This is a genomic window from Lactobacillus sp. PV037, assembly GCF_014522345.1.
Taxonomy (GTDB): domain Bacteria; phylum Bacillota; class Bacilli; order Lactobacillales; family Lactobacillaceae; genus Lactobacillus.
In genome coordinates, this window is record NZ_CP041987.1 from 523,366 (window position 1) to 548,533 (window position 25,168).

The window sequence follows — 25,168 nt, forward strand, 5'->3', positions numbered from 1 at the left end:
TGATAAGATTAATATATATTGTAAAAAGGATGAGGTAAAATTGAAAAAGAGTGTATTAATCAGTGGGATAATTTTATTAGTTGGAGGATTAGCTGCGGGATGTAGCACTGTCAAAGTGTCTCCAGATGGTAATAATGTAATCGTTGGCAAGGATAAAAATTCAGTTAAAAAGTCTGAGTCAATTAGCAAGTCAAAAAGTATTAGTCTTTCTGCAAGTAAAAGTAGTTCAGAAGCTAAGCAAAAGCAATTACAAGAAAGAATTGAAAAAACTACTTGGACTGAGAAAAAAGATGCTCATTTAGAAGATGCCATGCAAGCCTTAGCTAAGAAACGTAAAGTTACTTATGAAAAATATAATGGAAGAAAGTCATTAAAAGTAGCAGCTCAAAAGCTTTACCCTGATACTTTTAAGAAAGATAATTTTTATTTAAATGGTAAAAAGATCAGCATTGGGTGGAGTCCTCAAGGTGGCGATACATACGACTACAAGGTAATGGCTATTTACAATGAAAATCTAGGTGGAACAAAAGGCTATAGTACTTTCTTATTCTGTTTACATGATAAAAAGCCAATCGTATTAGTTGATACTAACCAGTTAGGTAAAAAAGTTAACCTGACAGTAAGTAATGATAAAAGTATGACCGCTAACTTTAGTGATGTCATGGATGGAGATCTTTAATTTTAAGGCGTAATATTTGCATTTTAAAAATAGGGTAACTATTATATAAATGTAAGCAAAAGAAGTAATGTGTTTACTAGAAAACGAGGATGATTATTATGGCAATGCCAGAATTTAACGCAGATGAAGAAAAGATTATTAAAGAAGTTAGAGAAATGATCCACCGTGACCAAGATAACGGTACTATTCTTGAACGTTTATCTTCACAATACAGTAATCTTTTCTCAGAAGCTGAATTAAAGAAGCTTATTGAAAAAGCTAGTGAATAATTAATAAAAGAAAATCCTTTTGGCTGTCCTTCGGGGCAGCTTTTTTCGTGGAAAAATAAAGATTTTGGTTCTTATTTTTGCTATGTGAAGGGAATAAAACTACAATTAAAGTGATAAGACAAAGTAAAAAAGAAAGAAGTAATTAATATGGAAGTTTCAATTTGGATAGATTATGCATGTCCGTATTGCTATGTTGAATTTACTAGATTACAAAAGGCAATTGCTGAAGTTAATTTACCTGAAGAGGTAGAAATTAATATCCATGCTGCACAAATTAATAAAAATGCACCTAAAGTAGCCAAGGACACTAATGGGGAATTATTAGCAAAAAAAGATAATCTTACTGAAAAAGAAGTTAAGGAAAGATTTGCCTCAATTGTTGAAATGGGACAAAAAGCTGGCTTAAAAATAAATTATGCTGGAGTGAAAGAAACAAACACGATGGATGCTCACCGTTTAGTTCAATGGGTAGAGCATGGGCTAGAAGATCGTGCAAAGGCAATTAAGTTAGCAAATCTTCTTTTTGAAGCAAACTTTACAGAAAATGTTGAATTAGCTGATCACCAAGTTTTAATTGATCGTGCTGCAAAAGTAGGTCTTGATAAAGATGTTGTAAAAAACTTTTTAGATTCTGAAGAATATCGTGATTTGGTAATTGAACAAGAAGATATGTTGACTGAGCGCGGAGTTAATAGTGTTCCATTTATGGAAATTAATGGCCAAGAATTTCCAAAAATGTTAGATTTAGAAGAATTAAAGGATGTTCTTAACCAAGAATTCTATTAAAGGTTGAGAGAATTATCTGGTTTTGGATATAATATTTTTGAAAGCAGAAAGGATGGCGAAAAATGAAGTTAAGACAAGCAACAATGTCAGATTTTGACCAAATTATGTCTATTTTAAAAGATGGGGCAAATCAACTTGCCGAACATGGAGTTGACCAGTGGCAAGGAGACTATCCATCACCAGATCAAATTAAGGAGGATATTGAAAAAGGCTTTGCCTATTTAGCAGTCTCTGATGACGGCGAAACTGTTGGAGCAATTTCAGTGGTTGAAGCACCAGATCCTTCTTATGACCAACTTGAAGGAAAATGGTTAGTTGACACCGATAAATACGTTGTCATTCATCGAGTAGCAATTCATTCACAGCATGCGGGTCACGGATATGCAACTAAACTCTTAGCAGCAGTAATTAGTTATATTCGTGATCATCGTCAAGATATTGATAGTATCCGGATTGATACACACGAAGATAATAAGGCAATGCAACATTTGATTGATAAGATGGGATTTAAACGAGTAGGACAATTAAATGGGGTATATCGGCCTAAAGAAATTTCATACGTTTATGAAGATATTCGCGAGTAAGAAATGAGGTAAGATAATGAAGTTATTAGTAGCAGGATCAGGATTCATTGTGCATGATTGGCTAAAAATTGCTAAAGAAATAAAGGGAATTGAGCTAGTAGGAATTACTGGACGTAATGAATCAGTAATGAAAGAACTCCAAGTTGAATATGGAATTAAAAAGATCTATTTGGATTATGATGAAGCTTTAAGGGAGGCAGATATTGATACAGTTTATATTGCAGTACCTAACCTTCTCCACTATGCTTATGCTAAAAAAGCATTAGATGCTAATAAAAATGTAATCTGTGAAAAGCCATTTACAGTTTACTATGATCAATTAAAAGAATTGCAAGGACAAGCTTTAGCTAAAGATTTAGTACTAGTTGAAGCAATTACTAACCAATATTTAACTAACTACAAGAAAATCAAAGAAAATCTAAAAGACTTGGGTCCAGTTAGAATTGTTTCGATGAACTTTTCACAATATTCTCACCGCTATGATGACTTCAAAGCAGGAAATATTTTACCAGTTTTTGATCCTAAAAAAGCTGGCGGTGCATTAATGGATTTAAATGTTTATAATATTCATTTTGTAGTAGGGTTGTTTGGCAAACCTAAAAAGGTAAATTATTTACCAAACATTCAAAATGGAATTGATACTTCTGGTATTTTAACCATGGACTATGGAGATTTTAAGGCGGTATTGATTGCAGCTAAAGATTGCAGTGCACCAATTACTTCAACTATTGAAGGAGAAAAGGGTTCAATTATTGTTAAAGGACCAACAAATGAATTAAATTCTTTTGAAATCTATCGTGGTCAAGATAAGATTAAAGAAGTAGCTGATAACCCATATACACACCGAATGCGAGAAGAATTTGAAGAATTTAATCGCATGATTGAAGAACATGATATGGCTGAAGTTAAAAAACGTCTTGACCATAGTGATGCAGTAATGGATGTAGTAGAAAAAGCTTATGTTCAAGCTGGCCTAAAGTTAGGATAGATTTGCTAAGTCGTATTAAGTGAATTTCAAAAGCTAAGGGACTATAATAAAAGTGAATTCAGAAATAAAGTTTAATGAATGAGGTGTTAAAAATGAGTAAAAAACTTGGAATCTTTTTAGGTATTACTGGCGCTTTAGTAGGAGCTGCAGCAATTGCACTTGGTGTTAAGAAAGCAAGAGATTACTATGGTACTTTAGAAGATGAAAATGGTGATGTCATTGAAGAAGGCACACTTTCAACTCCTGAAGAAGAAACTGATGATGACGAAGATATCACAGTTGAAGCTCCTAAAGAAGATTAATGCTACTAAAAAGGAAGTTAGCTCTTAATTGAGTTAACTTCCTTTTTAGTTGGTTCATTTTTGAGCTTTTTGAGCAGCTAGTTGCTTTTTCTTCATTAAAGCTGCTTGAGCTTGCATTTTCTTTTGGAGTTCTTGAGCTTGTTTGACAGAAAGAACTTTCCAGTTTTTAGGAACGTAGAAAGTATATTTACGTTCTTTTAATTCATTGTTGTGACCAAAAATTTCAAATAAAATTTTATTCCAGTCATTTTTATAGGTATAACGAGTAGTAGTAATTTTTAATCTAGGAGTGGCTCCTTGTTTGACCTCAACTTTCATTTTATCGGTTTTGATAGCTTGAGGCTTGTTTTGTTTATCGCTCGTCTTATAAAGATAAATTTTTTCGGTTCCATTACCAAGAGGTTGGTAAAGTAAAAGGGGTAGTTGAGGACTAGCGCTAGATGAAAGAGTAGTAGTATGAGTTTGAACTTTTTCTTTCATACCGTAGTGGCTGCAATCATGGAGGGTGATCCCAGCAATTGAAAGGCCAACAAAAATTAGAGCTATCCAAGCAAGCAGAGTATGAGCTTTGCCAGAGATGACATTAAAGTAAATAAATAAGATGGCCGCTACAATTAAAATGGCAATAATCATTATTGTTGGCCTCCTTTCTCGATTTCACGAGCACGGTTACCTTTCTTTAAGAAGAAAGTAAGAATTAAGGCAATTAAAGCAAAGACAATACTAATTGCAAATGAAGCTCTAAATCCAGCTAAAGTGGCATTGATAGCATCATTTTTATATTGAAGTGGTGAAGTATGAAGTAAATGCTTAGTTGGCATATTATTCTTGGTAGTAGTAGTTAATACCGAAACCAAGATAGCAGTACCAATTGAACTCAATACTTGTCTAAAGGTATTGTTAACTGCAGTACCATGAGACATTTTATTAAGAGGAAGTGAGTTCATCCCTGAAGTAGTTACGTTCATCATGACTAAAGCTACTCCAACCATCCGGACGGCATACAAGATGGTAATCATGGTATAAGAACTATTATCAGTCAAGAAGATGAAAGGAATTGTTCCTAAAGTAAGTAAAACCATCCCCGTAATTGCCATCTTGCGCGCACCATATCTATCGAAAATACGACCACTAATTGGAGCCATAATCCCGATCATTAACGCACCAGGCAGTAACATTAATCCTGAACGGAAGGCTGAAATTCCACGTAAGTTTTGTAAATAAAGTGGTAACACCATTTCAATTCCAACCATTGCCAAGTTGGTAATTCCACTTAAAGCAGCAGCCAAAGAAAATTCAAAATGTTTGAAGACGGTAATATCTAAAAATGGAACTTTCATTCTTAGTTGACGAATTCCAAATAAGATTACAAAAATTGTCCCAAAAATTATAAAGCCTAAAATTTCGGGATTAGTCCAACCTTTATTACCAGCTTCGGAAAAACCGTATAATAAACTTCCAAAGCCAAAAGTTGAAGTTACAACTGACCAAATGTCAATTTTTTCATCTTTAGTAGGTAAGACATCTTTAATTAAAAAGAAGGCCAAAATGACTACTAAACCAGCGATTGGAGCAATAATGCTAAATAAGTATCGCCAAGAAAGGTTGTCAACAATCCAACCGGATAAAGTAGGACCAATAGCTGGTGCTAGTCCAATAACGATTCCCACCGTTCCCATGGCAGCACCACGTTTATCAGGTGGGAAAATAGTTAACATAATAGTTTGAAGTAGTGGCATAGTTACACCAACTCCTAGTCCTTGAATAATTCTTCCGGCAAGTAAAGTACCAAAGTTAGGAGCAATCGCAGCAATCACAGTTCCAGTAAAGAAAACAGACATTGCTGTTAAGTACATTTTGCGAGAACCAAAACGGTTAATTAGCCACGCAGAAATTGGAATCATAACCCCATTAACTAATAGAAATGAGGTAGAAAGCCATTCAGCAGTGGCAGTTGATAAATCAAAAGTTCTCATAATTGAAGGTAGGGCAGTTGATAAAAGTGTACCATTTAGTACGGTACAAAATGATCCTACAATCAACACAAGAACTAAGAGATTTCTATTATAACTTTTTCCATGAATATCAGTAGGAGTTGAGTTCAATAGGAGTCCTTCTTTCTAATTTAATATAAAGTCCACTATTTAATTTAGCATTTTTAAATAAAATGTCAAATTATCTTACAAATAAGTTATACAAATTAACAATAATGTTGCATAATTTATCAAAACAATTTAAAATGGGGCTTAAGATTAATACAATTAGAGAGGAATAATAATGGAATTAAAAGATACCTTCTTTTCTTTGGCCCATAATACTGGAATTAGCATTGGAGAAGTTAGTAATGTGGTAGGTGTATCGCCAAGACAATTGCGCTATTGGGAGCAAAAAGGTTATATTGCACCTTTAAAAGAAAATAGTGGAGTGAGAAGATATAACTTAATTACAGTATATTTTATAGCAATTATTAAACATAATTTAGATGAGGGATATACCTTAGCAGCAGCTTATGAAAGAGCTAAGGATGTTAAAGTTAAAAGAAAGATAATGAGTAAATTTTTCAAAAATGAATTTGAAGAATTAAAAATTACTGATCCTGAAAAAGGATATGGTGAAATCGAAATTGGCGATGTCAGTGATAATACTGGAAAAGAATATGAGTTAAAAGCAATTGTAGATGAAAAAGGAAGTTATTATAAATTAATTGCTCGCTAGATAAGTGAAAATAGCAAAAAAGGAAGAATAAAATCCACTGTTTTTGGTATGATTAATATAACGAACGCTAAATAAAAGGAATTTTAACAATGTATGATTACCGTAATGATGTCATTAACTTAATGAAATCAACCACAGCTAGCCAGCAGTCACTTAGTCAGAGCATTCAGGCTTTAGATTTGATTGTAAAAGTATATCAAGATTCACTTAAACAAAAGCCAACACTAGAAAAAAATGTTAAGCTGCCTGCAAAGAAATCAAAAGTTAAAGATTCTCAAAAAAGTAAATCCTTTCCTAAACAACATCACTTAAATGAACAGTTACATAGTAATGTGTTGTACGTGCCCCAATTAGATTTTAATTTGCATCATAAACAAGTGGCTTTAGTCTATGCTCAAGATAAAATTGGCCGAATTGGTCAAAAAATAATTAAGGCTCATAATGGGCAAGTAAGGCTTTTAGGCAATGAGGCAAAAGAAACAATTACATCTGCAATTGCTGGTGCAGAAATAGTGATTGTGGTCAAAGATAATATTAGTTCAGAAATTTATGAAAAATTAAGAAAGTATCACCAAGAGAAAAAATTAAATTTATTCATTGCTAAGACTGCTAGTTCGATTGAGATCGAAAAGGCCCTCTATAGAGCAGAAAACAAGTTGTCAGCGCTAGACAAAATTAATATTAAATATCCTTCTGCAAATTTAAATTCTCTTCTTTTAGCATCAAAAGGACAGCAAAAATAAAAGGCTCCTTTTGAATCGACAAGCATTTATCTCAAAAAAATGCTACAATTATATACGATATCTGGAAGAAATTTAAAGGAGTAAGGATTTTATGGGAGACTATTCGTTACCATTTTTAATGATGATAGCCAAAAACATGAAAGCTCATAAATTTACTAATGTGGATATTGCCTATCTCTTAGTAACAATTTTTAGAGCATCAGGACAAGAAGCTGAAATGATTACTGACAGTGATTTAGAAGGAATTCAAACGCCTGATGATTTAAATATTGGTTATGAATTGTTTTCAAATGTAGCAAAAGGTGGCACCAGTGGTAACCTTGATTTAAGAAAATATGTTGATAAGCTACAAACAATCTATGATCAAGAAGATAAATAATTAAAATTATGTTTTCTTTGAATTATCAAGAACAAATATATCTAGCTTTTGGCCTAGCGCTAGGAGCTATTTTTCTAGCAATAGTTTTTACATCTTATGCGGTTAAAAGCAAAAGAAAGCTAGCTTTAAGTGGGGGAATAGTTTTACTCTTGATTGCTTTAGGATCAGGTTATCAGGGATGGCAAAGTTTTAATAAACTTCATGAGAGCTTGCCACATGCCACATTGTCAGAAACCCGATCAAGTTTTTTTGACGTTGTGGCCAAGCCAGAAGATTATAATGGAGAAAACTATCAATTTAAAACTGATCAAGCAGGAGACTATACTTTAAAGTTGAAGGGATTAAGAGTCGGAGAAGTTAAAGTTTTATCTGGTAACAAGACAGGTTTTAATCACTTAATCAGAACTGTTAGTGTTGAGCCTAATAAGGTAACTAAGATTTCTTTTTCTTTACCTGCTTCCCAACAGGAGCTATTTTTAAATTTGGAAGATAGTCATCGAACTGTAGATGTGATAACTATTTTTAATAATTCAACCGCTTATCGTCAGCATGTGAAAAAGCAAAGTAATTTATTACCAGGAAAAAAGATCAATTTAAACTTGGTTGAGAAAAGAAAACAGTTTTACGTTAATAAAGAACTTCCGCAGATTTCTTATTTAGTTAAGAAAGGGAAGATTAGCGAGCTACGTTATCAAAGTAATAATTTATTATTAGATCCAAAAGATAGTTTGGAATGTATCCAAAAAATATGGAATGAAAATAATCTGCAGTTTACTAAGCAAAGGAAGACGATTAATCAATTTAATCCAACCTTTAAACAAAATTTCAATTTTTATAGTAAAAGATGTCGACAATGGTTTCAGGTAAGGAATTATTTGAAAGATGGAAAATTAAAATATTTTACAATAAAAAGTGGATTAAATGCTGAGTACTCATAAAGTTCAATAATATTGAGTAAGTAACGTGGCTGTTAAGTAAAAATCTTGCTATAATTTTAATAGGAAGATTTAATCTTAAATTCTAGAAAGAAATTAAAGCAATGAAATTAAAAGGATCACTTAATAGTTGGAAAGTGATTGTAGTTTTAGGTTTGATTACGCTGCTTTTATTTTTAAAAAATAAATTTTTAGTAGATTTAGGGGCAATTCTATTAGGAGCAATAGTATATTGGGCAAGCTCATATTTAGTTAAAGATAAAGGAAATTTAGCTAAACAAGAACAACGTGTTACTCAGCTTCAAGAAAAAATTGGCTCTTTAAAAAAGGAACAAACAAAGGAATTAGAACAAATTGATGAGCAAGAAAATAAGTTGGTTTCTAATTTAAAGAAACGACACTTTCCTTATCAATTCCCTAATTCGGAAGATCTTTCAGTTCAAACCTATGAAATTTCTACTTATCACAATCAGCAAACTTTAGTAATTCGTAAAATATATGATGCTAAAAGTTTAAAATACCAACTCATTTACAATAGCAAAGGTCATATTTTACAATTTTGGCATTTTTTAACGCCTGATACTTATACCAGAGTAGACTTTAGAGAAAATCCACCTAAATTTGAATATCATTCAAACTATCAAGGTACAATTGACCTTCATAACTTACCAGCAAAGGAAACTATTGAGGCGCAACTTACTTCAAAGAACTGGTATTACCAACAATTGAAGAATAAGTTGCATCATCAAGTGGTAGTTATTAAGAAGATTCAAGATGCAGCTAGTAATTGGTTTTTAAGAAAAGATAGTGACGGTCATTGGTTTAAAGATGATTTGGCTAATAAGTCCTTAATTAATGCTGAGACAGTTAGTCGAAAATATTTTGGTCTAGATCATGATAATAATTTGTCAAAAGATAATATTTTAGGCTTAAAAGAAGTACAAAAGTATTACCTTGCTTTAAATAAGGAACTTGCTGAATTTAATAAGTTAAAAGAGCAGAATTTTAAAACTTTAGATCTAGTGTTACCAGAAAAAACCTTAGAACTAACTGAACATGATATTACTAGTTTAAGTAATAAGTATGCTGGTGAACTAGGTGAATTATTAGTTGACAAGAAGTTACGCCAAATTGGACAAGGAAAATATATTGGCCACAATGTGATTCTGCCCTATCCTTATGATAATAAGGGACCATCTTTAAATAGTAATCAAATTGATAACTTAGTTGTTTCTAATAAGGGAATTTTCTGTATTGAAACTAAAGTAAGAACAATTACTTCTCGTTTATATAATGTAAGTAGTGGTTATCAAGATATTAGTAGTCAAATTGCCAAGCACAGGGATGCGATTGGTTATGCACTTCGAAAGTCTGATAATCCTGTTATCAAAAACTTACTTAAAAAACCTGCAGGTCAATATCTAGTTCATAATTTAGTAGTATTCATTAGTAGAAGTAAGCAAAACTTCACCTTTAAAAATAGTGAACTCTATACTCAAAAAGGTGCCCACGTCTTAAAGTTAGCAGATGTGCAGTTAGTAGTCTCTAACGGTGTGAAGACAGATGTGCCAGTGAGTTTAACTGATGAAGAAGTTAAAGCAATTGGTGAGGTATTGATTGAAAAAAGTAAAGATCGTGCTAATAAAGGCCATGCAGGTAACTTGGTCTTTTGGGGTGGGGAAGTTACTGATAAGGAATTCAAAGAGATTATTAATAAGGTAACTTCTTTAACAAAAGAATTGCAAACTTTGAATGAAGCTTTAAAACACTTAATTGGACTTGAACATGAACTTGAAACTTTAAAGGCTCAAGAAGATGCATTAAAAGAGGTGAAAGCAGTCGATAAAGGATTTGCTCAAGCAAAAGCATATTACAATAATCAATTACAAACTCATGATTATACCTTTATTGATGCGATAACTAAAAATGAATGATATTGAAACAGAAGTAGCAAAATACCAAAAACTCCAACAACAAAAGCAAAATGTTACGACAAAATACGAACCTTTAATTGCGCAAGAACAAAATAAGTTGGTAAAGGAAGAAAAAAATTATCAAAAACTAGTTAAAGCTCATCAAGGAAGTGAAAACCTTCCTATTGTTATTGCACTAGCAGTGATGGTGATAGTACTTGTAATTGGGAGTGGATTATTTTAACATTAAAAATCCTTTTAATTCTTTTTTCGCTAAAGAATGATTATAATAAAGAAAGAGAGTTATAAAGGAGTGATTAAAATGGAAGATCCATTAATTTCATTATTAGACAATTATTGGAAAGATTGGGATGATACCCGTTTTTCTATTGAGCCAACAGAAACTGATGAATATATTATTTATACTGATAATGTTAACGGTTTAGGAAACGGAATTAATTTTTACTTGACTCCACATGAAGATAATACTTTTACATTATCAGATCGTGATTTAACTAGTTACCATATTGCTCGTTCATTAGCTAATGTCCAAGATTTAGCACAACAATTAGCTGCCCTCGCTGCTAATTACGGAGTGGCAATGAATGCACGCGGTGAGTTTGTAAAAGAAAGAATTAAAGCTGAAGAGTTATCAGATGCTTTGAATGAATTTACAGATTTGCTAGTTAGAGAAATGGATTTAGCAAGAAGATTTTAATTAGAGTCTCGGATAAAACCGAGACTTTTTTAGTAGAAAGGGAGAGTCATGGAATTAGAAGAATTGAAGCAAGTAGGGGTTGATTGGTTTAATAAGCGGGTGAAGTTGGTTGAGGCAGGGGATGCAATTGAAGTTACTACACCATTGATTGGCTCATATGGAGATAACTTGTATGCTTGGGTAGAGCAAATAGAGGATTATTATCGAATTAGTGATGATGGCCAATTAATGTTTAAGTTAGATCCGCTTCAGGAAAATTATGATTTGTTGGAAGAGGCGGAAGATATTGTAGTTGGGTCTGGTTTTGACTTTGATGAACAACATGGGGTAATTTTCATCGAAGTTGAGGATTTGGTCAATGTCCCAGATGCAATTAGTGATTTATTGCAGTTGCAAATTGCTTTGAGCTATTTAGGAAACTAAAATAATTAGATGATTAAAATAACACCATTTTGGAAGATTTTCTGAAATGGTGTTTTTTGTTACACATTTTGTGTAGATTAATTAAATTTTGGTTTTTAAAATGTTGAAATTACGCGATTTGTAGCTGCTTAAGTAGTAAAAAAGTGAACTTGACAAGAATAACTGAGGGGGGGGGTAGAATGGGCACTATAAACTTTAAATTTATAAAATATGGAGGAGTTTATGAGCTCAGGTCAATTTATGTTGGGAGTATTATTTTTAACCATTGCATTAGGAGTTATGTTAATGGAAATAAGTGATCGATTTGTTTTAAAGCATCCAACTTATCGTCGGATGAAAGAAATGAGGGCAATTCTTTTGGTATATAGAGATATCGCCACAATTATTTTATTACCTGCTTTTTTAACTTTTTTTACTGAAATCCCTGATATATCGCAACAGTTGTGGATGATGGGGTTCATGATATGTGTATTGGCTTTAGATTGGTGGTTAATTCGAACACTTGAAGAAAGTTACACAGTAGAAGATGTGAATAAATTTATCAAAGGAAATTAAAAGTATGGATATTGGTCAACGACTCAAGCAATTCAGAATATTGTTAGGATGCAAGCAAGAAGAATTTGTTAAGGGAATCATGAGTGAATCTTATTATTCAAAAATTGAAAGAGGAATAGGAGAAATTAGAATTACAGCTCTAATTGCCATTTTGAATAAAAATAGAATTTCTTTGCAAGATTTTTTTGGAGAAGTTTGAGGGAGTAAGTAGGAGCAGCAAAAAGTGAGGATTAATAAAAAGGTATTAGAACTAAGACAAACTCTTGGAATTACTCAAGGAGAATTTACTGAAGGGGTAGTGAGTACGCCGACGCTATCAAGAGTTTAAAGAGATGAAAATCCGCTATCTGCTAATGCTCTTGTAAAGATACTTAAAAATAAAAATATCTCTGTTATTGAGTTTTTACAAGAATTTTCGCCAGTGTTATTTGGAATTAAAGATTATCAAAAGCAATTGCTAAGCTATTTTTTAAACCAAGATCTCCCTAAATTAAAAGAGTTGGCAAAAAAGATACCTAGTAAACACGGGCTGCTAACTTATTTGGTGCAAGATATGGTTTTAACGCTAGAAGGTAGTCCTGTTAAAAACGAAGATAGAAGTTACAAAATACTTAAAGGCATTGATAAATTTAATGATGCACTTCTTTGGTGTGTTTTGGTAAGTGTAAAAATTTATAAAAATAAAAATTGGAATATGGTGGTTGATAAAGTATTAGATATTAAGAATATTTATAAGATATCACAAAAAACCAAGGTACTTTTAATTCAGATAGCTACTGAGTGTTTATTTAATACAGAAGATACGTTTACAAGAGATGCAGCGAATGAGCTCTTACAAAAGCTATCAATAGTAGAGAAGGAATAAGTATGGAACAGATAGTTGATAATATTATGTTGGTAAATAGTAAGGATGAAATAGAGTATGAAGAGGCTGGGACATTTTTCTTAGAGCAGATTTCTTGGAATGATTATGGTTGGAGTACAAATTACAGTTTATACTACCAGTCAGCCGATAATTTAATTGGCAGAATAAAAGTAGTGAAAATTGTAGATGAAGAAATTAATGAAGATCTCTTGGCACTCTCTGAGTATCAGGGACTTATAGATAATTTTTTTATGATTGGAGATAGCCCGGAGGTTTATAAAAATTTAATAGATTTGATGGAGTTAGAAGAGGCAAAAGATTTTTTGAAAACAATGGGGGATTTAGCCTTAACTCCAACTTTGTATGACGATCTCTTGAGCTTTAAAGATAAGGGTAAAAGTTTATTAAGTAATTCATTTTTTCGTTATCCACGAACTAGAATTATGTTTAGTTTTTACAGACTTTTTCGAAAAAATGAGCATGATCAAAAATGGATTGACCTTACTTTAGAAGAATTAGCAAAGCAATTAACACCAGATTTGTTAGGTGAAATAGGTAATCTTCTTGAAGATGTAGATGGGCAATTTGAAGAATTAAATGATAATTTAAAAGCCGAATGGGATGATGGGGAAAAAGAGCTGAAAAATGTAGTAATTAATATAATTGGTGCAATTTTAAAAAATAGTTCTAAATTTGACATAAAAAAGTATGAAAAGAATGATATTTTTTCTCTTACAGATGGAATGTTAATGGATTTAATGGATTATAGTGAGAAAAATGAAATAAGGATTGAGAAAGAGGCAAAAGATTTTGTTGATAAATTGGAGACGATAGAAGTCTTTAATCAAAATAATGAATTAGTAACATTATTTAATAATTTGAAAAAAGGTTCCACTCTAATAAATGATATAAGAAATATTTTAACTTTAAATTGGAGTGAGATTGAAAATGTGGAGGAAAGAAAACTAGGACAATATACATCAGCAGAAAATCTAAAATATCTTATAAATAAAGAACATGAAATAGATGCTAATAATAATCCGGGGATGAGTACTTTAAGATTAACTAATTCTAATCAACTTAATGATCCTAAAGAGGGAAAAATTTTCTGGGAAATTTTAGATAAGATGAGCAAGAAAGAAGAAGGTGAAGTACCAGGAAGTTCACAAGAGGATTATGAAGCAAGTGATATCTTTCTTTCTTCTACAACTGCGGCAATTGATATCTTACCTATGTGGAAACAATATGCAAATGATGGTAAAGGATTATTTCTGAAATATTCATCAGATTACATTAAAAAATTGTGTAACAGTGGGCTTGTTCAAGTACGACGAGTTTGTTATTTAGACTGGAAAGATACAGGTGACTTTAATTTGAAACTAGCATCTTTTCCGGGAGAAGATGTGAGGGAAAAAGAAGCAGATCTAAAGGAAAAATTCCAGTCTTTAAAAGAGTTGAGTAATTTAGCATCTATCAAAGATATTATCTATTCTTTTAAACGAATGGAATATTCTTATGAAAATGAATTTAGAATTTTTATAAATTTGGAAAATATAGAAGATAGGGATGAAAGAGTATTCTTTGATGAGAAACCCGGATATCCGGTTCCATTTGTTTATACAACAATTAAAAATAAGGATGTAGAGAAGAATAAGGAAGGGGTGATAGAACAAGACAATGAAAATTTGCCAGTTAATTATGATGAAGTAATTGTAGGACCAATAGCTAAGGATATTGACTACATTGCTCCATATATCAAAGAGTGTGATCGAAAAATAAAGGTGGTTAAGTCAAAAATACAATATAGGTGAGGAAGGAAAAAGTATAAAGTGTCTGCACTATGGATTTATTTAATTATTGGTTATGTAGGAATTGGAATTTCTTTGATATACACTGCAAAAATTAGTAAATATAAGAGAAAAGAAATAGTATTTGGAAAATTTACTAAAACTATTGTAACAATATACATCATTCCAGTACTTTTAAAGCTTATTTCTATTGGAGAGAATTTCCAATTTTCTCAAACATTTCCCCTGATTGCTGAAATAGGACTTGCGATCTGTTTATTAGGAGCAGTTACTAAATTAGAAGAATCATCAGTAGAAAATTTATTAATTCCGTGTAATTATCTGGTAATAAGTGGAGATGATATAGAAGTTTACTCAAAGCGTATAGAGAAAGTAGTTAGTAAAAAGGAGGTAAGAATGCCAGTAACAGATCAAATGATTTGGCTTAAAGTAGGAGAAAATCAAAAGAAGATTTACTTTAGATTGGAAGGCACAGGCATTATATTTTCCCCTACTATAATTAAAGACAAGCAAAATGAGGGGACATATATAGTAAAACCAGCTGAATTGATTCAATTTTCAAAGGAAAAGAATATGTTTCCTTATTTTGAGTTAGTAATTGAAAAGTAATTTTAAAAAGGAGCAAGAATGAAGTTTTTACAATTAACAGCAGTTAGTTATAGCAGTAAATTATGGCTAGTAATTCTAGTGGGATTAATTTTAATTTTAGTTATTACTATTATTATGGGAATAATGTCTAACACTAAACATTCATCTAAGAATATGACGACACGTATAGCTTATTGTAGAATTGTTCAAAATTTAATAACGGTAATTAGTATTCCCACTCTTCTTGAGACTATATTTAAAGATGATATAATTGCTGACAATGTGCTCGCTAGTATAGACCTTGTACTAATGATCCTTGTTTTAATATTAGTATTATACTATGAAGTAAAGTGGGAAAATACGAATATAGATAATGCAAATGCTGAGTCTAAGCAGATAATGATTTCTCCCGATAAAATTTCAATTGATAAAAAAGAAAAATCAAAGGATACCAAATAACACTACCCAAACACTAATGGAGGTTTAAAAATGAAAATTAAAAATGTCGTGAAAAAAGTTACTATTGCAGCCATGCTGGCTACGCCTGCACTCGGCGCTTTCTCTCATTCTGCCGCCCTAGCTGCTAGTTGGGTGCCTAACTCCAAATACTATGTATCTAACCCTGATGATGCTACTAATGAGGACATTTATAATCAGGATGCTGATACCTCTAACCGCAACTTCAAACGCCGCAGCGCTAACATCTATGTCAAAGATAAGTCCATTTTGCCCGCTGTTAAAAAGGCCATCAAACTCTGGGCTCCTAAGTTTAAATTTAAGTTAGTTAAGTCTGCTAAACATGCTAGCCTCACTTCTTCTAAATACGCTAATATTGTGGTTTATGATGATAATAAGGCTGACACTAAAGCAGATAGTCCTCTTGCTGACATTACTACAACTCGTGTTTATGAAGAAAAGAATCCGGAAGTAATTAAGTATACCCATGGTAGTAAATATGGCCCATATGCAGAAATGCGCCTTACTCCTAAGCGGATTAAGTTTCTTAAGAAAAATCCTGGCTGGCAAAACTCTAATATGTTTATGCCTAAAGACTGGAAAAAGAAAGCTTTCACCAATCATATGAATCTTGTTTTACGGTCTAAACATTTAACTGAACAAGGAAAAGTTAATGCGGTAGCTTATCAATTAGGGCGCGCTATTGGATTAGGTGATATAGAACAAGGTGATGACCCTGTTCCAAATTCAGTAAATGAATACGATGATATTATGATGGCTGATCAATGTTCTTACAATAAGAAATGGCGTGTAACTCAAGATAATTTAGATCATATTGATTGGATTTATTCGCATCCTTATACTAGTATTGCTGATAACACTGTTCGTAATGGCTCAGTGGCTGGTGGACTTTAAGACTAAATTTCAAGCATCCCTTATAGGGATGCTTTTTTGTTGTCTAAAATTTACCTTAAACTTTTTTTGTTCTTTTTATAGTTGCTCTTAGAAATTATTTATACTAATTACAATCTCAAATAGAAAGGTTGTAATTATGTGAAAAATCGAAAACGTTTTCAAAAATTCATGTTAAGTGCTGTAGCACTAACAACTTTAATTCCTTTTACATCTCAAACTAGCATTGTTCATGCTAGATGGGCTAACAATTCTTGGACTAAAAATGATCCTTATAATCCACAACGGCCCATCAGAAGTAAATACGGCGTAGCCAAAATAAAGGGTTACAATAATAAATCTAATCCTGCTATTTCACCATATCTTGCCATCGAACAACATAGTAAAAATGGTAGTGCCATGGCGAAATATGTCAAAGATAATGATACTTCTGGTTCTTTAGTAGAAAATAAGAAGATTAGTGGGCAACCATTTGGTGGTACTACCAGCAAATGGAGTAAGTCTAACGAAGCTGGTGAAGGCGATACGCACTGGTGGTACATTTATCACTTGCCTAAAAATGGTTCCAATGCAGGAGCTGGTAAAGTTGGAATGTTTTACAAAAATGCTCTGACTTACTATCCAAATGAAAAAGCTGAAAAAGGTAAGGGTAAGAATAAGACTCAAAAACAGCCTGTCAAGTTAGACGCACGCCTTGTTTGGAATGGCGATTATCACTATCAATACGATAAAAATAAGATGCCTAACCTCAATGTCCACTTTGATTCAAACCACTTAGCTGTCAAAGAACCATACACTGGTGAAGGTAACTTTTCTTTACTTTTAACTTATGCAAGTGGGAAAAAGAAAGGACAACCCTTTAGAGTTAGAAGTGAAGTGGCCCAAACTGATATAGATTATCAACAAGGGATACTTTTTAACACACCAAGCTACATTATTGTTAATAAAGCTGGTAACGACACTAAACTAAATGCTGGTGTTGACACCAATTACGGTGTAAAGGCTGGTGTCCAAAATGGCGTAGCACGTATCTTTGGTGATTATGGGCCAACAATTCTTAATAAAAAGAAAGAAAATGCGCGTCAAGGTACTGTTTTAAAGACTGACCCAAGAGGTAGATTCTCTTACATTCCAAAGAAAGCAATGAGTGAATATAATGTAACATTTGTTCACGATTTTAATAATGAAAACTATGGGGCAACTTCTTATAAATGGGCAACGCCTGCTTCTTCATATAACCTAATTAAGACCAAGAATATTAAGAACGATCCTCACCGTAATGCTGATAGTGAAAAGTATAATGCCGATCACGCTCAAGCAGACTACTTTGGTTTTGACTTTGACAAGGGAACATCCCTTCTTTACACTGTACCCGTTGACAAATGGGTTTCTAAAACCGATAACTTTACTAAGCACTCAACTAAAGAGACAATCAGTGATACAGGTAGTGCTTACTTTGATATTCATACTAGCTTAAAAGGGCCCTCAACTGCTTTTCTTAAAGCTGGTAACACTGACAAAAATTACAATGCACTGCCACTAGCAGATGCTATGAATGATAAGAACGATCCTTATCTAGCTGGCACTAAAAAATCTAAATATGCAAAGAAACAACTTGTATTAACTGATTACATTGATCCTAGTTTAGAAGTAGTTAGTGCTAAAGTATATCAAAGTAACTGGGGTGATAAATACGGTAAGCACCGTAAAAATGTTACTGACGACCTTTTCACTGTACAAAAAGACAAGAAAGGCCTTAAGGATAAAAAGGGCTACACTGTAGTTGAAGCTAAAATGAAACCTGAGGCTACTCAAGCAAATAAATCCAATACTTGGTATAAAAACTACCACTTAGTTATTCAAGTTAAACCTAAGCCTGATCAACAACCTGCAGAAGGTAGTATCTACAGCGGTTCTATGGTTGTTAACAACCAAGCATGGTTAAACGGTAAAGACAGTGGTGCAAAAAGTAAACTTATCGTTAAATACAACCACACTGATACAACCACTAAAGGTGACTCGAAAAACGGTTTAACTGCGCACAAGTATGTTTACGCAGCCGATTCCAAGGATCCAACTAAAGTCAAAGATACCGGTGCAGCAGACATGCACGACGGCACTGTTTATCCAAACCAATACTTGTATTACCGGTTACGCTTTAAGCTCAATAACTTTACCCAAGTAGAGAAAAAAGACGGTCACCCGTTAACCAGTAGTGATGGGCAAAAGCTGGTAGATGGCAAATACACATTTCTGCACAAAAAAGTGTTAAAAGATGTGCGATTTTCTTTTCTAACATTTTTACGCGCACATTATGTGCGTATTTTAAGATTTTACGCGCAAAAAGTGTTAGAAAATATGTTAGATTTCCTTTACACACATTTTTAACATCATTTTTGTTATAATTTAACCCAAGATAAGCTATAAGTTAAAAGGGACGCTACCATAAATTGATAGCATCCCTTTTAACTAGTCTTTTTTATCTTTCTTCTTTTTATCTTCATCTTCTGGCTTTTTCTTACCATCTACTTTAGGATCATCTGGCAAGATCGCAAAACGTTCAAAAGCCTTTTCTAAGTCATCATTTTTCTTGAAAGTTAAACCCATTTTAGTCATCCTTTCCCTAATTGTTTATTTAATCATACAAAAAGCAGCCTAACTATTGCAAGAGCTAGGTTGCTTTTTAGTTAATAATTAATCTTTAAAATCTTTATTTCTTAGCGAAGCAAGCCAAGCTTCATGTTTAGCTTCTTTATCTTTGTCCCGATCAATAAAGAAGTAACAACCTGCAGCAATTACGGCAACTGCACTACCAATTAAGAGAGTTTTGGCAGTAAAATTAGTTACCATGTAGCAAGAAATTAAGAGGGCGATAATTGGAATAGTGTATTTTCCTGGAAGTGAAAATCCATGAGTTGGATATTCATTAGTGTGCTTAAACTTAATTACAGCTAAAATAGATGGAACATATTGAACAAATGATGCTAAAACAGTACATGAAACTAAGAATAAGTAACTTTGAGTTGCTAGGGCACCTGATAAAATAGCGGTAAAAATAATACCTACCCAAGGTGCATCATGTTTGTTCTTTTTACCCATCCAACTTGGTAACATATCATGTTCAGTAGCTAAAGAAGCTATTAAAGAAGGGGTGTTGAATGATGCTGAAAATGCTACTCCAAAGATTGAAATTAACATTCCAACAATCATAAAGGCAAAGCCCCATTCACCAACTCCAGTCTTTAAAGCACTAGCAAGTGGGTTAGAGTAACCACCTAACTTAGTTCCTGCAAGTCCAATAGCTACTAATAACATCAAGCAGTCCAAAATAGTAACACTAGTCATAACTGCAATTAAAACTCGAGGAATATTTTTTTCAGGATTTTTCATTTGCTTAGCAGCAATTGGAATAAATGAAAATCCAGTAAATAAATAAAAGATAGGAGTAAAGGCAGCACCGAAGTGTTTAAAAAATGGTCCTACCCCAGTCAAAGCAGCAGCTGGAATAATGTGACTGTAGTTAAACTTTTTAACAAAGAAAACTCCGACTGCAATGAAGACAATCAAAGTAATAATCTTTGCGGCAGCAGAAACATTATTAACAGCTTTTACCCATGATCTACCAAAGAAGTTAATGATAGAAAAAAGTAAAATTAAGAAAATAACTCCTGAGGTGTAAACAACTGGATTGTTAAAGACTGGTAGGAAACTTTTAAGAATAGTAAGCAAAGCTACAACTTCGGCTGACAAAGTAGTACATCCTAAAAACCAGGTAAATATTCCAAGTTCATACCCAGCAAATCTACCAAACGCATTGTAAGAATAAAGCCAAGCAGCTCCAGAACCCTTAAAACGACTTGATAAATCAGCATAACATAAGGCAATCATTGAGACAGTAAGTGCTGTACACAGCAAAACTGCAATTGCCATCAAATTCATATATTTGTAGATCGTAGACGGAAGTAAAAATGTCCCAGATCCAATAACAGCATTAATACCTAAAAAATAGATCGAGATAAACGACAGTTTCTTAGGTACAGAAGTTTGTTCTTTCATTTTCTCTTACCTCTAAATATAAATTATACAAATTCTTGTACCTAATATATATTGTAATATTTTTTATGATAAGAAGAGTAGTATAAAGTATTATTTTTTCCAAGAAGGAGAAAAATTAGTAAATTTAGCTTTATATGCTTGGTCACGATAGTAAGTAATATTTTTACGATTGACATGAAGCAACTTCATTAAGTCATCATCTGAAAGAGAAGAATCATTAACTAAGCGATAAATGTAGCTTAAACGTAAACTGCCTGGCGTTAAATTGAAGTTTAAAATCTCCCGATCAGGTATAATACGGCGACTCAAAGAAGTAAGAGCAGTGATTGGTAGTCCCTTTTTGGTATGAAAAATTAAGTCCGTTTCAATTAGAGGCTGAGATAGAGTAGTTAGATACAAAGAATTAGTAATAATTTTGTCTGCCTTGACCCTTGTAAGTGTCAACTTTAAAAATTTTTCAGGTTCATAACCATGGGCAATTAAAATCAGAATTTTTTTAGCATCTAGACTTACAGCAGAATTTTTAACAATTTCTTCTAAATGATCGATCCAATCTAAGCAAAAACGAGGAGTACGATCAAAGGTATAACCTTTAATATCAGTGAGAACATAGTTTGGCATTAATTTATGATCGTATAAAAAAGAAAAGTACTTTTTTAAATGAGTTACATATTTGTTAATAGTTTGAATAGAACGATTTTGACGAATTTCTAATTCCACTAAAAATTGCCGAATATCTTGGCCGGTAATATCTTCTAGGGTAGGGGGATGGCTAGAAGTATCCCGGTAGTAATTCCAAAAATAATTAATTGATTGGTTAATTGAAATAACGGTTTCAGGGCGCAGATTACGACCAGCACACCACTCATTGAAATTTTTAATGTATGGATAATTATACATAAGATCACCTAAATAATATAATTGTTACTTTTACAAAAATATTATATCATATAAAAAGCAGTTCTGCTGTTGCAGAACCGCCAGATACTACTTTTTCAAGCGAGCTTTATACCACTTGTAAAGTAAATAGATTAAAATTAATAAAATAATGAAAGCAATAATAAGTGTATAATCATCGAAAATTTTAACAACTACTGCCCAGTTTTGGCCGGTGTAGTAACCCAAAAGAATGAGAATAGTATTCCAGATTAAGCTTCCAGCAGTTGTGAGTAAAATAAACTTTCCCCAACCAACTCGAGCGATACCAGCTGGAATAGAAATTAAACTTCTCACGATTGGGATGCAACGACCGTAAAAAATAGCGCCAATTCCGTATTTTTCAAACCAAGAGATGGCCTTTTGGGCATCTTCTTGTTTAAAGCCGAGTAGTTTACAAAATTTTGTATTTAAAATTTTTTCTAAACGTGTTAAAGTTAGATTTCGACTAATTGAAAATAAGATTATGGCTCCAATTAAAGAGCCCAAAGTGGAAAAGATAATAATTCCTGCCAGGTTTAGACTTGTTTTGGTTGATAGAAATCCACTTAAAGTTAAAATGATTTCTGATGGAATAGGTGGGAAAATATTTTCAATCGCAATTAATAATAATAAGGCTAAATAACCAAATTGCTCTATAAAACTTGTAATCCAAGTAATCATTAGGCTTGACGTTTGAGAATACTATCCATCTTATCAAAGAAGGCATTCTTATTAGCACTTGTAACTAAAGTTATTTCTTTGCCATTTGGAGTTTCAAACATTCTACCAGCCCCTAAGCCTTCTGTTAAAACACCTGCTTTAACTTTTTGGGTGCTTACTACAGAATCATCTAAGGCACTCATCGTAGTCAGAACATCCCAAAGATATAATTCTGCTCCAGGAATTGAAACAATAAGACTATAGCCCAATCCAACTAAGTCAAAAGCTGGGTATTGACGATTTTTGGCCCAGTGATTACGTAAATCATCAGTAAGAGGAATCTCTTCAGTACTTTCTAAACCAACCATTTGAATATCAAGTTTTGAATCCAAAACTTTTTCAACGGCTTCAGGATCCCAAAAGGCATTCCATTCTTGGGTACCATCTGCATCAACACTCATTACATTGCCATGACCATCAACTGAGCCACCCATCCAGTAAAGTTTTTCAATGTTATCTTGGATGCTTGGATCAATTTCTAAGGCACGGGCTAAATCAGTTAAAGGACCAGTCATTACTAAAGTAACTGGTTCAGTTGAGTTTTTAATTTTTTCAATCATGTCTAAGTGTGCAGGTAAAGCTGCTTGAGGAGTTTCAATCTTATTAGTATCATTCAAGATAGGGAAGTAGTTAAATGAATATGTAGCCATTCGCCATTCTTTAGGGAACTGGTGAATAGCTCTTGAGTTTGAGCGTGCAACTTCTAATTTATCACCACGAAGATTAAAGTGGTCGATCATTTTGCGACAAGCTTCTACTGAAGGTTCAATATAGCCATCTGCATCAATTGCACTGACACCAATTAATTTAATGTCAGGTGCTTGTAAAAGTAAAAGCAAAGAAACAAAATCATCAATATTTCCGTCATGGTTAAAATAAATATTTTTCATTTTTATTACCTTTCTCTTATCTGAATTATATACTTTATATTTTAATCGATTCAGCAGATAAGGTAAATCAAAAGATAGAAATAAGGCTAATTTTATCAATCCTTAAATAATGAGAAAGAAAGTAGGAAAATTATGGCAACTGAATTTATTGAAAATAAACTTAAATTATTACCTAGTCAGCCGGGATGCTACTTAATGAAAGATGTTAACGGAAAGGTAATTTACGTTGGTAAGTCTAAAAATTTAAAAAATAGAGTTCGTTCTTATTTTAAAAGCAAGCAAGTAGGTCGCCGAGCAGAATTAGTTAAGGAAATAAGAGATTTTGATATTATTACTGTTTCCTCAGATAAAGAATCTTTCTTACTGGAAATTACTTTAATTAAAAAATATCAGCCTTACTATAATGTGCAATTAAAACAAGGTACTGGTTATCCTTATATTGAAATTACTAATGAACGAGATCCGCAAACAAAGTTAACTTCAGTTGTTCATAAAGATGGTGGATATTATTTTGGCCCTTATCCTAATGTTTATGCAGCTCAGGCAACATTGAAGTTTATTCAAAAAGTTTGGCCTCTGCGTAGGTGTAGTGGTCATCAAGGAAGACCATGTTTGTACTATCATATGGGGCAGTGTTTAGGAGCATGTTTTAGAGAAGTTTCTAAGCAAGAATATGATGAACAGATCAAGCAAATAAAGAGCTTTTTAAATGGTGATATTTCACAAGCTAAAAAGACTTTAAATGAGAAAATGGCTCAAGCAGCTGAAAAGCTTGAGTTTGAACGTGCCGCCGAAATTCGTGATCAACTAAACTACATTGAACAAACTGTTGAAAAGCAAAAAATTATTTCTAATGATCATACTCAAAGAGATATTTTTAATTTTTATGTTGATAAATCATGGATTTCAATTCAAATCTTTTTCTTACGACAAGCTAAATTATTGCGCCGAGAAACTCGCATGTTTCCTTTGACCGATACAACTGATCCAGAAGATGAATTTTTATCATTTATTGCTCAATTTTATGATCAAAAGAATCGTGTTTTGCCGAAAGAAGTCTTAGTGCCAGCAGGTTTAGATAATGAAGCACTAAGTGAGGTTCTAAAAGTACCTGTAAGAACACCTCAACGTGGGCAAAAAGCCTCCTTATTAAAAATGGCTAAGGACAATGCCCAACTTAAGTTAGATGAAAAATTTAGACTCTTAGAATTAGGTAATCGGAAAACTAAGGGAGCCCAGAAAGAAATCTTTGATGCCTTGCATTTGCCTTACGGTCACCGAATTGAAAGTTTTGACCATTCTCACATTCAAGGAACAGATCCTGTATCTGCTTTGGTAGTCTTTACAGATGGGGAACCTGATAAAAAGCAATACCGTAAATATAAATTAAAGGGAGAAGTAGAGCACCAAAATGGAGGCGATGAAGTAGGAAATACACGTGAAGTAGTGCGTAGAAGATATAGTCGTCTTTTAAAAGAACATCAACCTCTTCCTGATTTAATTTTAATGGATGGAGGTCAAATTCAAGTCGATGCTTGCTTGGATGTGTTACGAAACGAATTAAATATTCAGATTCCAGTAGCAGGGATGGTAAAAGATGATAAACACCGAACTAACCACTTGATTTTTGGCGATCCAACTAAAGGAGAAGATTATCAATTAATTCCAATGGATCCAAAGTCTGAAGGGTTTTATCTAATGACGCGTATCCAAGATGAAGTGCACAGATTTGCAATAACTTTCCACCGTAGAACGCATGCTAAAAATTCTCTTGCAAGTAAGTTAGATGAAATCAAAGGCATTGGCCCCAAGTCGCGTAATAAATTACTACGTGAATTTGGCTCCTTGAAAAAAATAAAAGAAGCGTCAGTTGATGATTTAAAAAAGGCTGGGTTAACTCTGCCACAAGCACAGACGATAAAATTAAGTTTATGAGAAATTAAACAGATGAGTACTAAAATATCAA

30 protein-coding genes are annotated in these 25,168 nt (G+C 32.8%); 23 read left to right on the forward strand and 7 right to left on the reverse strand.

What is annotated here, in order from left to right:
• The first annotated feature begins 40 nt into the window (after positions 1–40).
• The 6 genes from FP435_RS03010 to FP435_RS03035 all read left to right on the forward strand — a co-directional run bounded on the left by FP435_RS03010 (position 41) and on the right by FP435_RS03035 (position 3,608).
• Positions 41–679 (forward strand): DUF4767 domain-containing protein, encoded by a 639-nt coding sequence (locus FP435_RS03010; RefSeq protein WP_265484340.1) that lies wholly within the window; start codon positions 41–43, stop codon positions 677–679.
• A 98-nt stretch (positions 680–777) separates the two neighbouring features.
• Positions 778–948 (forward strand): hypothetical protein, encoded by a 171-nt coding sequence (locus FP435_RS03015; RefSeq protein WP_265484341.1) that lies wholly within the window; start codon positions 778–780, stop codon positions 946–948.
• A gap of 147 nt (positions 949–1,095) precedes the next feature.
• A complete protein-coding gene (locus FP435_RS03020) occupies positions 1,096–1,734 on the forward strand; it encodes a DsbA family oxidoreductase (RefSeq protein WP_265484343.1) in 639 nt (212 codons plus the stop codon).
• A gap of 62 nt (positions 1,735–1,796) precedes the next feature.
• The gene (locus tag FP435_RS03025; RefSeq protein ID WP_265484345.1) at positions 1,797–2,318 is read left to right on the forward strand and encodes a GNAT family N-acetyltransferase; all 522 of its coding nucleotides are present in this window, start codon (positions 1,797–1,799) and stop codon (positions 2,316–2,318) included.
• 16 nt (positions 2,319–2,334) lie between these two features.
• Positions 2,335–3,306, forward strand: a complete 972-nt coding sequence (locus FP435_RS03030) for a Gfo/Idh/MocA family protein (protein ID WP_265484346.1) — start codon at positions 2,335–2,337, stop codon at positions 3,304–3,306.
• 92 nt (positions 3,307–3,398) lie between these two features.
• Complete coding sequence (locus FP435_RS03035; protein WP_265484348.1) at positions 3,399–3,608, forward strand: hypothetical protein; 210 nt, start codon at positions 3,399–3,401, stop codon at positions 3,606–3,608.
• Positions 3,609–3,662: 54 nt separating this feature from the next.
• Here the strand turns inward: FP435_RS03035 and FP435_RS03040 are convergent, their stop codons facing one another.
• Both FP435_RS03040 and FP435_RS03045 read right to left on the reverse strand, forming a co-directional pair.
• On the reverse strand, positions 3,663–4,241 hold the full coding sequence (locus FP435_RS03040) for a DUF4811 domain-containing protein (protein ID WP_265484350.1): 579 nt from the start codon (positions 4,239–4,241) through the stop codon (positions 3,663–3,665).
• Positions 4,241–5,713, reverse strand: coding sequence for an MDR family MFS transporter (locus tag FP435_RS03045; protein WP_265484352.1), 1,473 nt, complete (start codon positions 5,711–5,713; stop codon positions 4,241–4,243). The genes FP435_RS03040 and FP435_RS03045 overlap by 1 nt, the downstream gene beginning before the upstream one ends.
• 172 nt (positions 5,714–5,885) lie before the next feature.
• Here FP435_RS03045 and FP435_RS03050 point away from each other — a divergent pair, with 172 nt between their 5' ends.
• The 16 genes from FP435_RS03050 to FP435_RS03125 all read left to right on the forward strand — a co-directional run bounded on the left by FP435_RS03050 (position 5,886) and on the right by FP435_RS03125 (position 19,006).
• Positions 5,886–6,323, forward strand: coding sequence for a MerR family transcriptional regulator (locus FP435_RS03050; RefSeq protein ID WP_265484354.1), 438 nt, complete (start codon positions 5,886–5,888; stop codon positions 6,321–6,323).
• Between the two features lie 89 nt (positions 6,324–6,412).
• Positions 6,413–7,066 (forward strand): hypothetical protein, encoded by a 654-nt coding sequence (locus FP435_RS03055; RefSeq protein WP_265484356.1) that lies wholly within the window; start codon positions 6,413–6,415, stop codon positions 7,064–7,066.
• 91 nt (positions 7,067–7,157) lie between these two features.
• On the forward strand, positions 7,158–7,445 hold the full coding sequence (locus FP435_RS03060) for a hypothetical protein (RefSeq protein WP_265484358.1): 288 nt from the start codon (positions 7,158–7,160) through the stop codon (positions 7,443–7,445).
• An 8-nt stretch (positions 7,446–7,453) separates the two neighbouring features.
• Positions 7,454–8,383 carry a hypothetical protein gene (locus FP435_RS03065; protein ID WP_265484360.1) on the forward strand — a complete coding sequence of 310 codons (930 nt, stop codon included), beginning with the start codon at positions 7,454–7,456 and terminating at the stop codon, positions 8,381–8,383.
• Positions 8,384–8,484: 101 nt separating this feature from the next.
• Complete coding sequence (locus FP435_RS03070; protein WP_265484362.1) at positions 8,485–10,314, forward strand: nuclease-related domain-containing protein; 1,830 nt, start codon at positions 8,485–8,487, stop codon at positions 10,312–10,314.
• The gene (locus FP435_RS03075) at positions 10,307–10,537 is read left to right on the forward strand and encodes a hypothetical protein (RefSeq protein WP_265484364.1); all 231 of its coding nucleotides are present in this window, start codon (positions 10,307–10,309) and stop codon (positions 10,535–10,537) included. The genes FP435_RS03070 and FP435_RS03075 overlap by 8 nt, the downstream gene beginning before the upstream one ends.
• Before the next feature lie 78 nt (positions 10,538–10,615).
• A complete protein-coding gene (locus FP435_RS03080) occupies positions 10,616–11,011 on the forward strand; it encodes a hypothetical protein (protein WP_265484366.1) in 396 nt (131 codons plus the stop codon).
• Between the two features lie 48 nt (positions 11,012–11,059).
• Positions 11,060–11,434 (forward strand): DUF1828 domain-containing protein, encoded by a 375-nt coding sequence (locus tag FP435_RS03085; protein ID WP_265484368.1) that lies wholly within the window; start codon positions 11,060–11,062, stop codon positions 11,432–11,434.
• Between the two features lie 222 nt (positions 11,435–11,656).
• Positions 11,657–11,989 carry a hypothetical protein gene (locus FP435_RS03090; protein ID WP_265484370.1) on the forward strand — a complete coding sequence of 111 codons (333 nt, stop codon included), beginning with the start codon at positions 11,657–11,659 and terminating at the stop codon, positions 11,987–11,989.
• Positions 11,990–11,993: 4 nt separating this feature from the next.
• Positions 11,994–12,188 carry a helix-turn-helix domain-containing protein gene (locus tag FP435_RS03095; RefSeq protein WP_265484372.1) on the forward strand — a complete coding sequence of 65 codons (195 nt, stop codon included), beginning with the start codon at positions 11,994–11,996 and terminating at the stop codon, positions 12,186–12,188.
• 222 nt (positions 12,189–12,410) lie between these two features.
• Complete coding sequence (locus tag FP435_RS03100) at positions 12,411–12,854, forward strand: hypothetical protein (RefSeq protein ID WP_265484374.1); 444 nt, start codon at positions 12,411–12,413, stop codon at positions 12,852–12,854.
• A gap of 2 nt (positions 12,855–12,856) precedes the next feature.
• The gene (locus FP435_RS03105) at positions 12,857–14,665 is read left to right on the forward strand and encodes a DUF2971 domain-containing protein (RefSeq protein WP_265484376.1); all 1,809 of its coding nucleotides are present in this window, start codon (positions 12,857–12,859) and stop codon (positions 14,663–14,665) included.
• Positions 14,666–14,683: 18 nt separating this feature from the next.
• Positions 14,684–15,271: a hypothetical protein gene (locus FP435_RS03110; protein WP_265484378.1), complete on the forward strand. Its 588-nt coding sequence runs from the start codon at positions 14,684–14,686 to the stop codon at positions 15,269–15,271.
• An 18-nt stretch (positions 15,272–15,289) separates the two neighbouring features.
• Positions 15,290–15,709 carry a hypothetical protein gene (locus FP435_RS03115; protein ID WP_265484380.1) on the forward strand — a complete coding sequence of 140 codons (420 nt, stop codon included), beginning with the start codon at positions 15,290–15,292 and terminating at the stop codon, positions 15,707–15,709.
• Between the two features lie 30 nt (positions 15,710–15,739).
• Positions 15,740–16,621, forward strand: a complete 882-nt coding sequence (locus FP435_RS03120) for a hypothetical protein (protein WP_265484383.1) — start codon at positions 15,740–15,742, stop codon at positions 16,619–16,621.
• A gap of 138 nt (positions 16,622–16,759) precedes the next feature.
• Positions 16,760–19,006 (forward strand): hypothetical protein, encoded by a 2,247-nt coding sequence (locus FP435_RS03125; protein WP_265484385.1) that lies wholly within the window; start codon positions 16,760–16,762, stop codon positions 19,004–19,006.
• Positions 19,007–19,087: 81 nt separating this feature from the next.
• Here the strand turns inward: FP435_RS03125 and FP435_RS03130 are convergent, their stop codons facing one another.
• The 5 genes from FP435_RS03130 to FP435_RS03150 all read right to left on the reverse strand — a co-directional run bounded on the left by FP435_RS03130 (position 19,088) and on the right by FP435_RS03150 (position 23,202).
• Entirely contained in the window at positions 19,088–19,234 is a 147-nt protein-coding gene (locus tag FP435_RS03130) for an SPJ_0845 family protein (protein ID WP_416209744.1), read from the reverse strand.
• Positions 19,235–19,312: 78 nt separating this feature from the next.
• Positions 19,313–20,674, reverse strand: a complete 1,362-nt coding sequence (locus tag FP435_RS03135) for an APC family permease (RefSeq protein ID WP_265484387.1) — start codon at positions 20,672–20,674, stop codon at positions 19,313–19,315.
• Positions 20,675–20,764: 90 nt separating this feature from the next.
• The gene (locus tag FP435_RS03140; protein ID WP_265484389.1) at positions 20,765–21,574 is read right to left on the reverse strand and encodes a site-specific integrase; all 810 of its coding nucleotides are present in this window, start codon (positions 21,572–21,574) and stop codon (positions 20,765–20,767) included.
• 87 nt (positions 21,575–21,661) lie between these two features.
• The gene (locus FP435_RS03145) at positions 21,662–22,273 is read right to left on the reverse strand and encodes a DedA family protein (protein ID WP_265484391.1); all 612 of its coding nucleotides are present in this window, start codon (positions 22,271–22,273) and stop codon (positions 21,662–21,664) included.
• Positions 22,273–23,202 (reverse strand): nucleoside hydrolase, encoded by a 930-nt coding sequence (locus FP435_RS03150; RefSeq protein WP_265484393.1) that lies wholly within the window; start codon positions 23,200–23,202, stop codon positions 22,273–22,275. The genes FP435_RS03145 and FP435_RS03150 overlap by 1 nt, the downstream gene beginning before the upstream one ends.
• Positions 23,203–23,334: 132 nt before the next feature.
• Between FP435_RS03150 and uvrC the strand changes: the two genes are divergently transcribed.
• Positions 23,335–25,137, forward strand: a complete 1,803-nt coding sequence (uvrC, locus tag FP435_RS03155) for an excinuclease ABC subunit UvrC (RefSeq protein WP_265484395.1) — start codon at positions 23,335–23,337, stop codon at positions 25,135–25,137.
• The last annotated feature ends 31 nt before the right edge of the window (positions 25,138–25,168 follow it).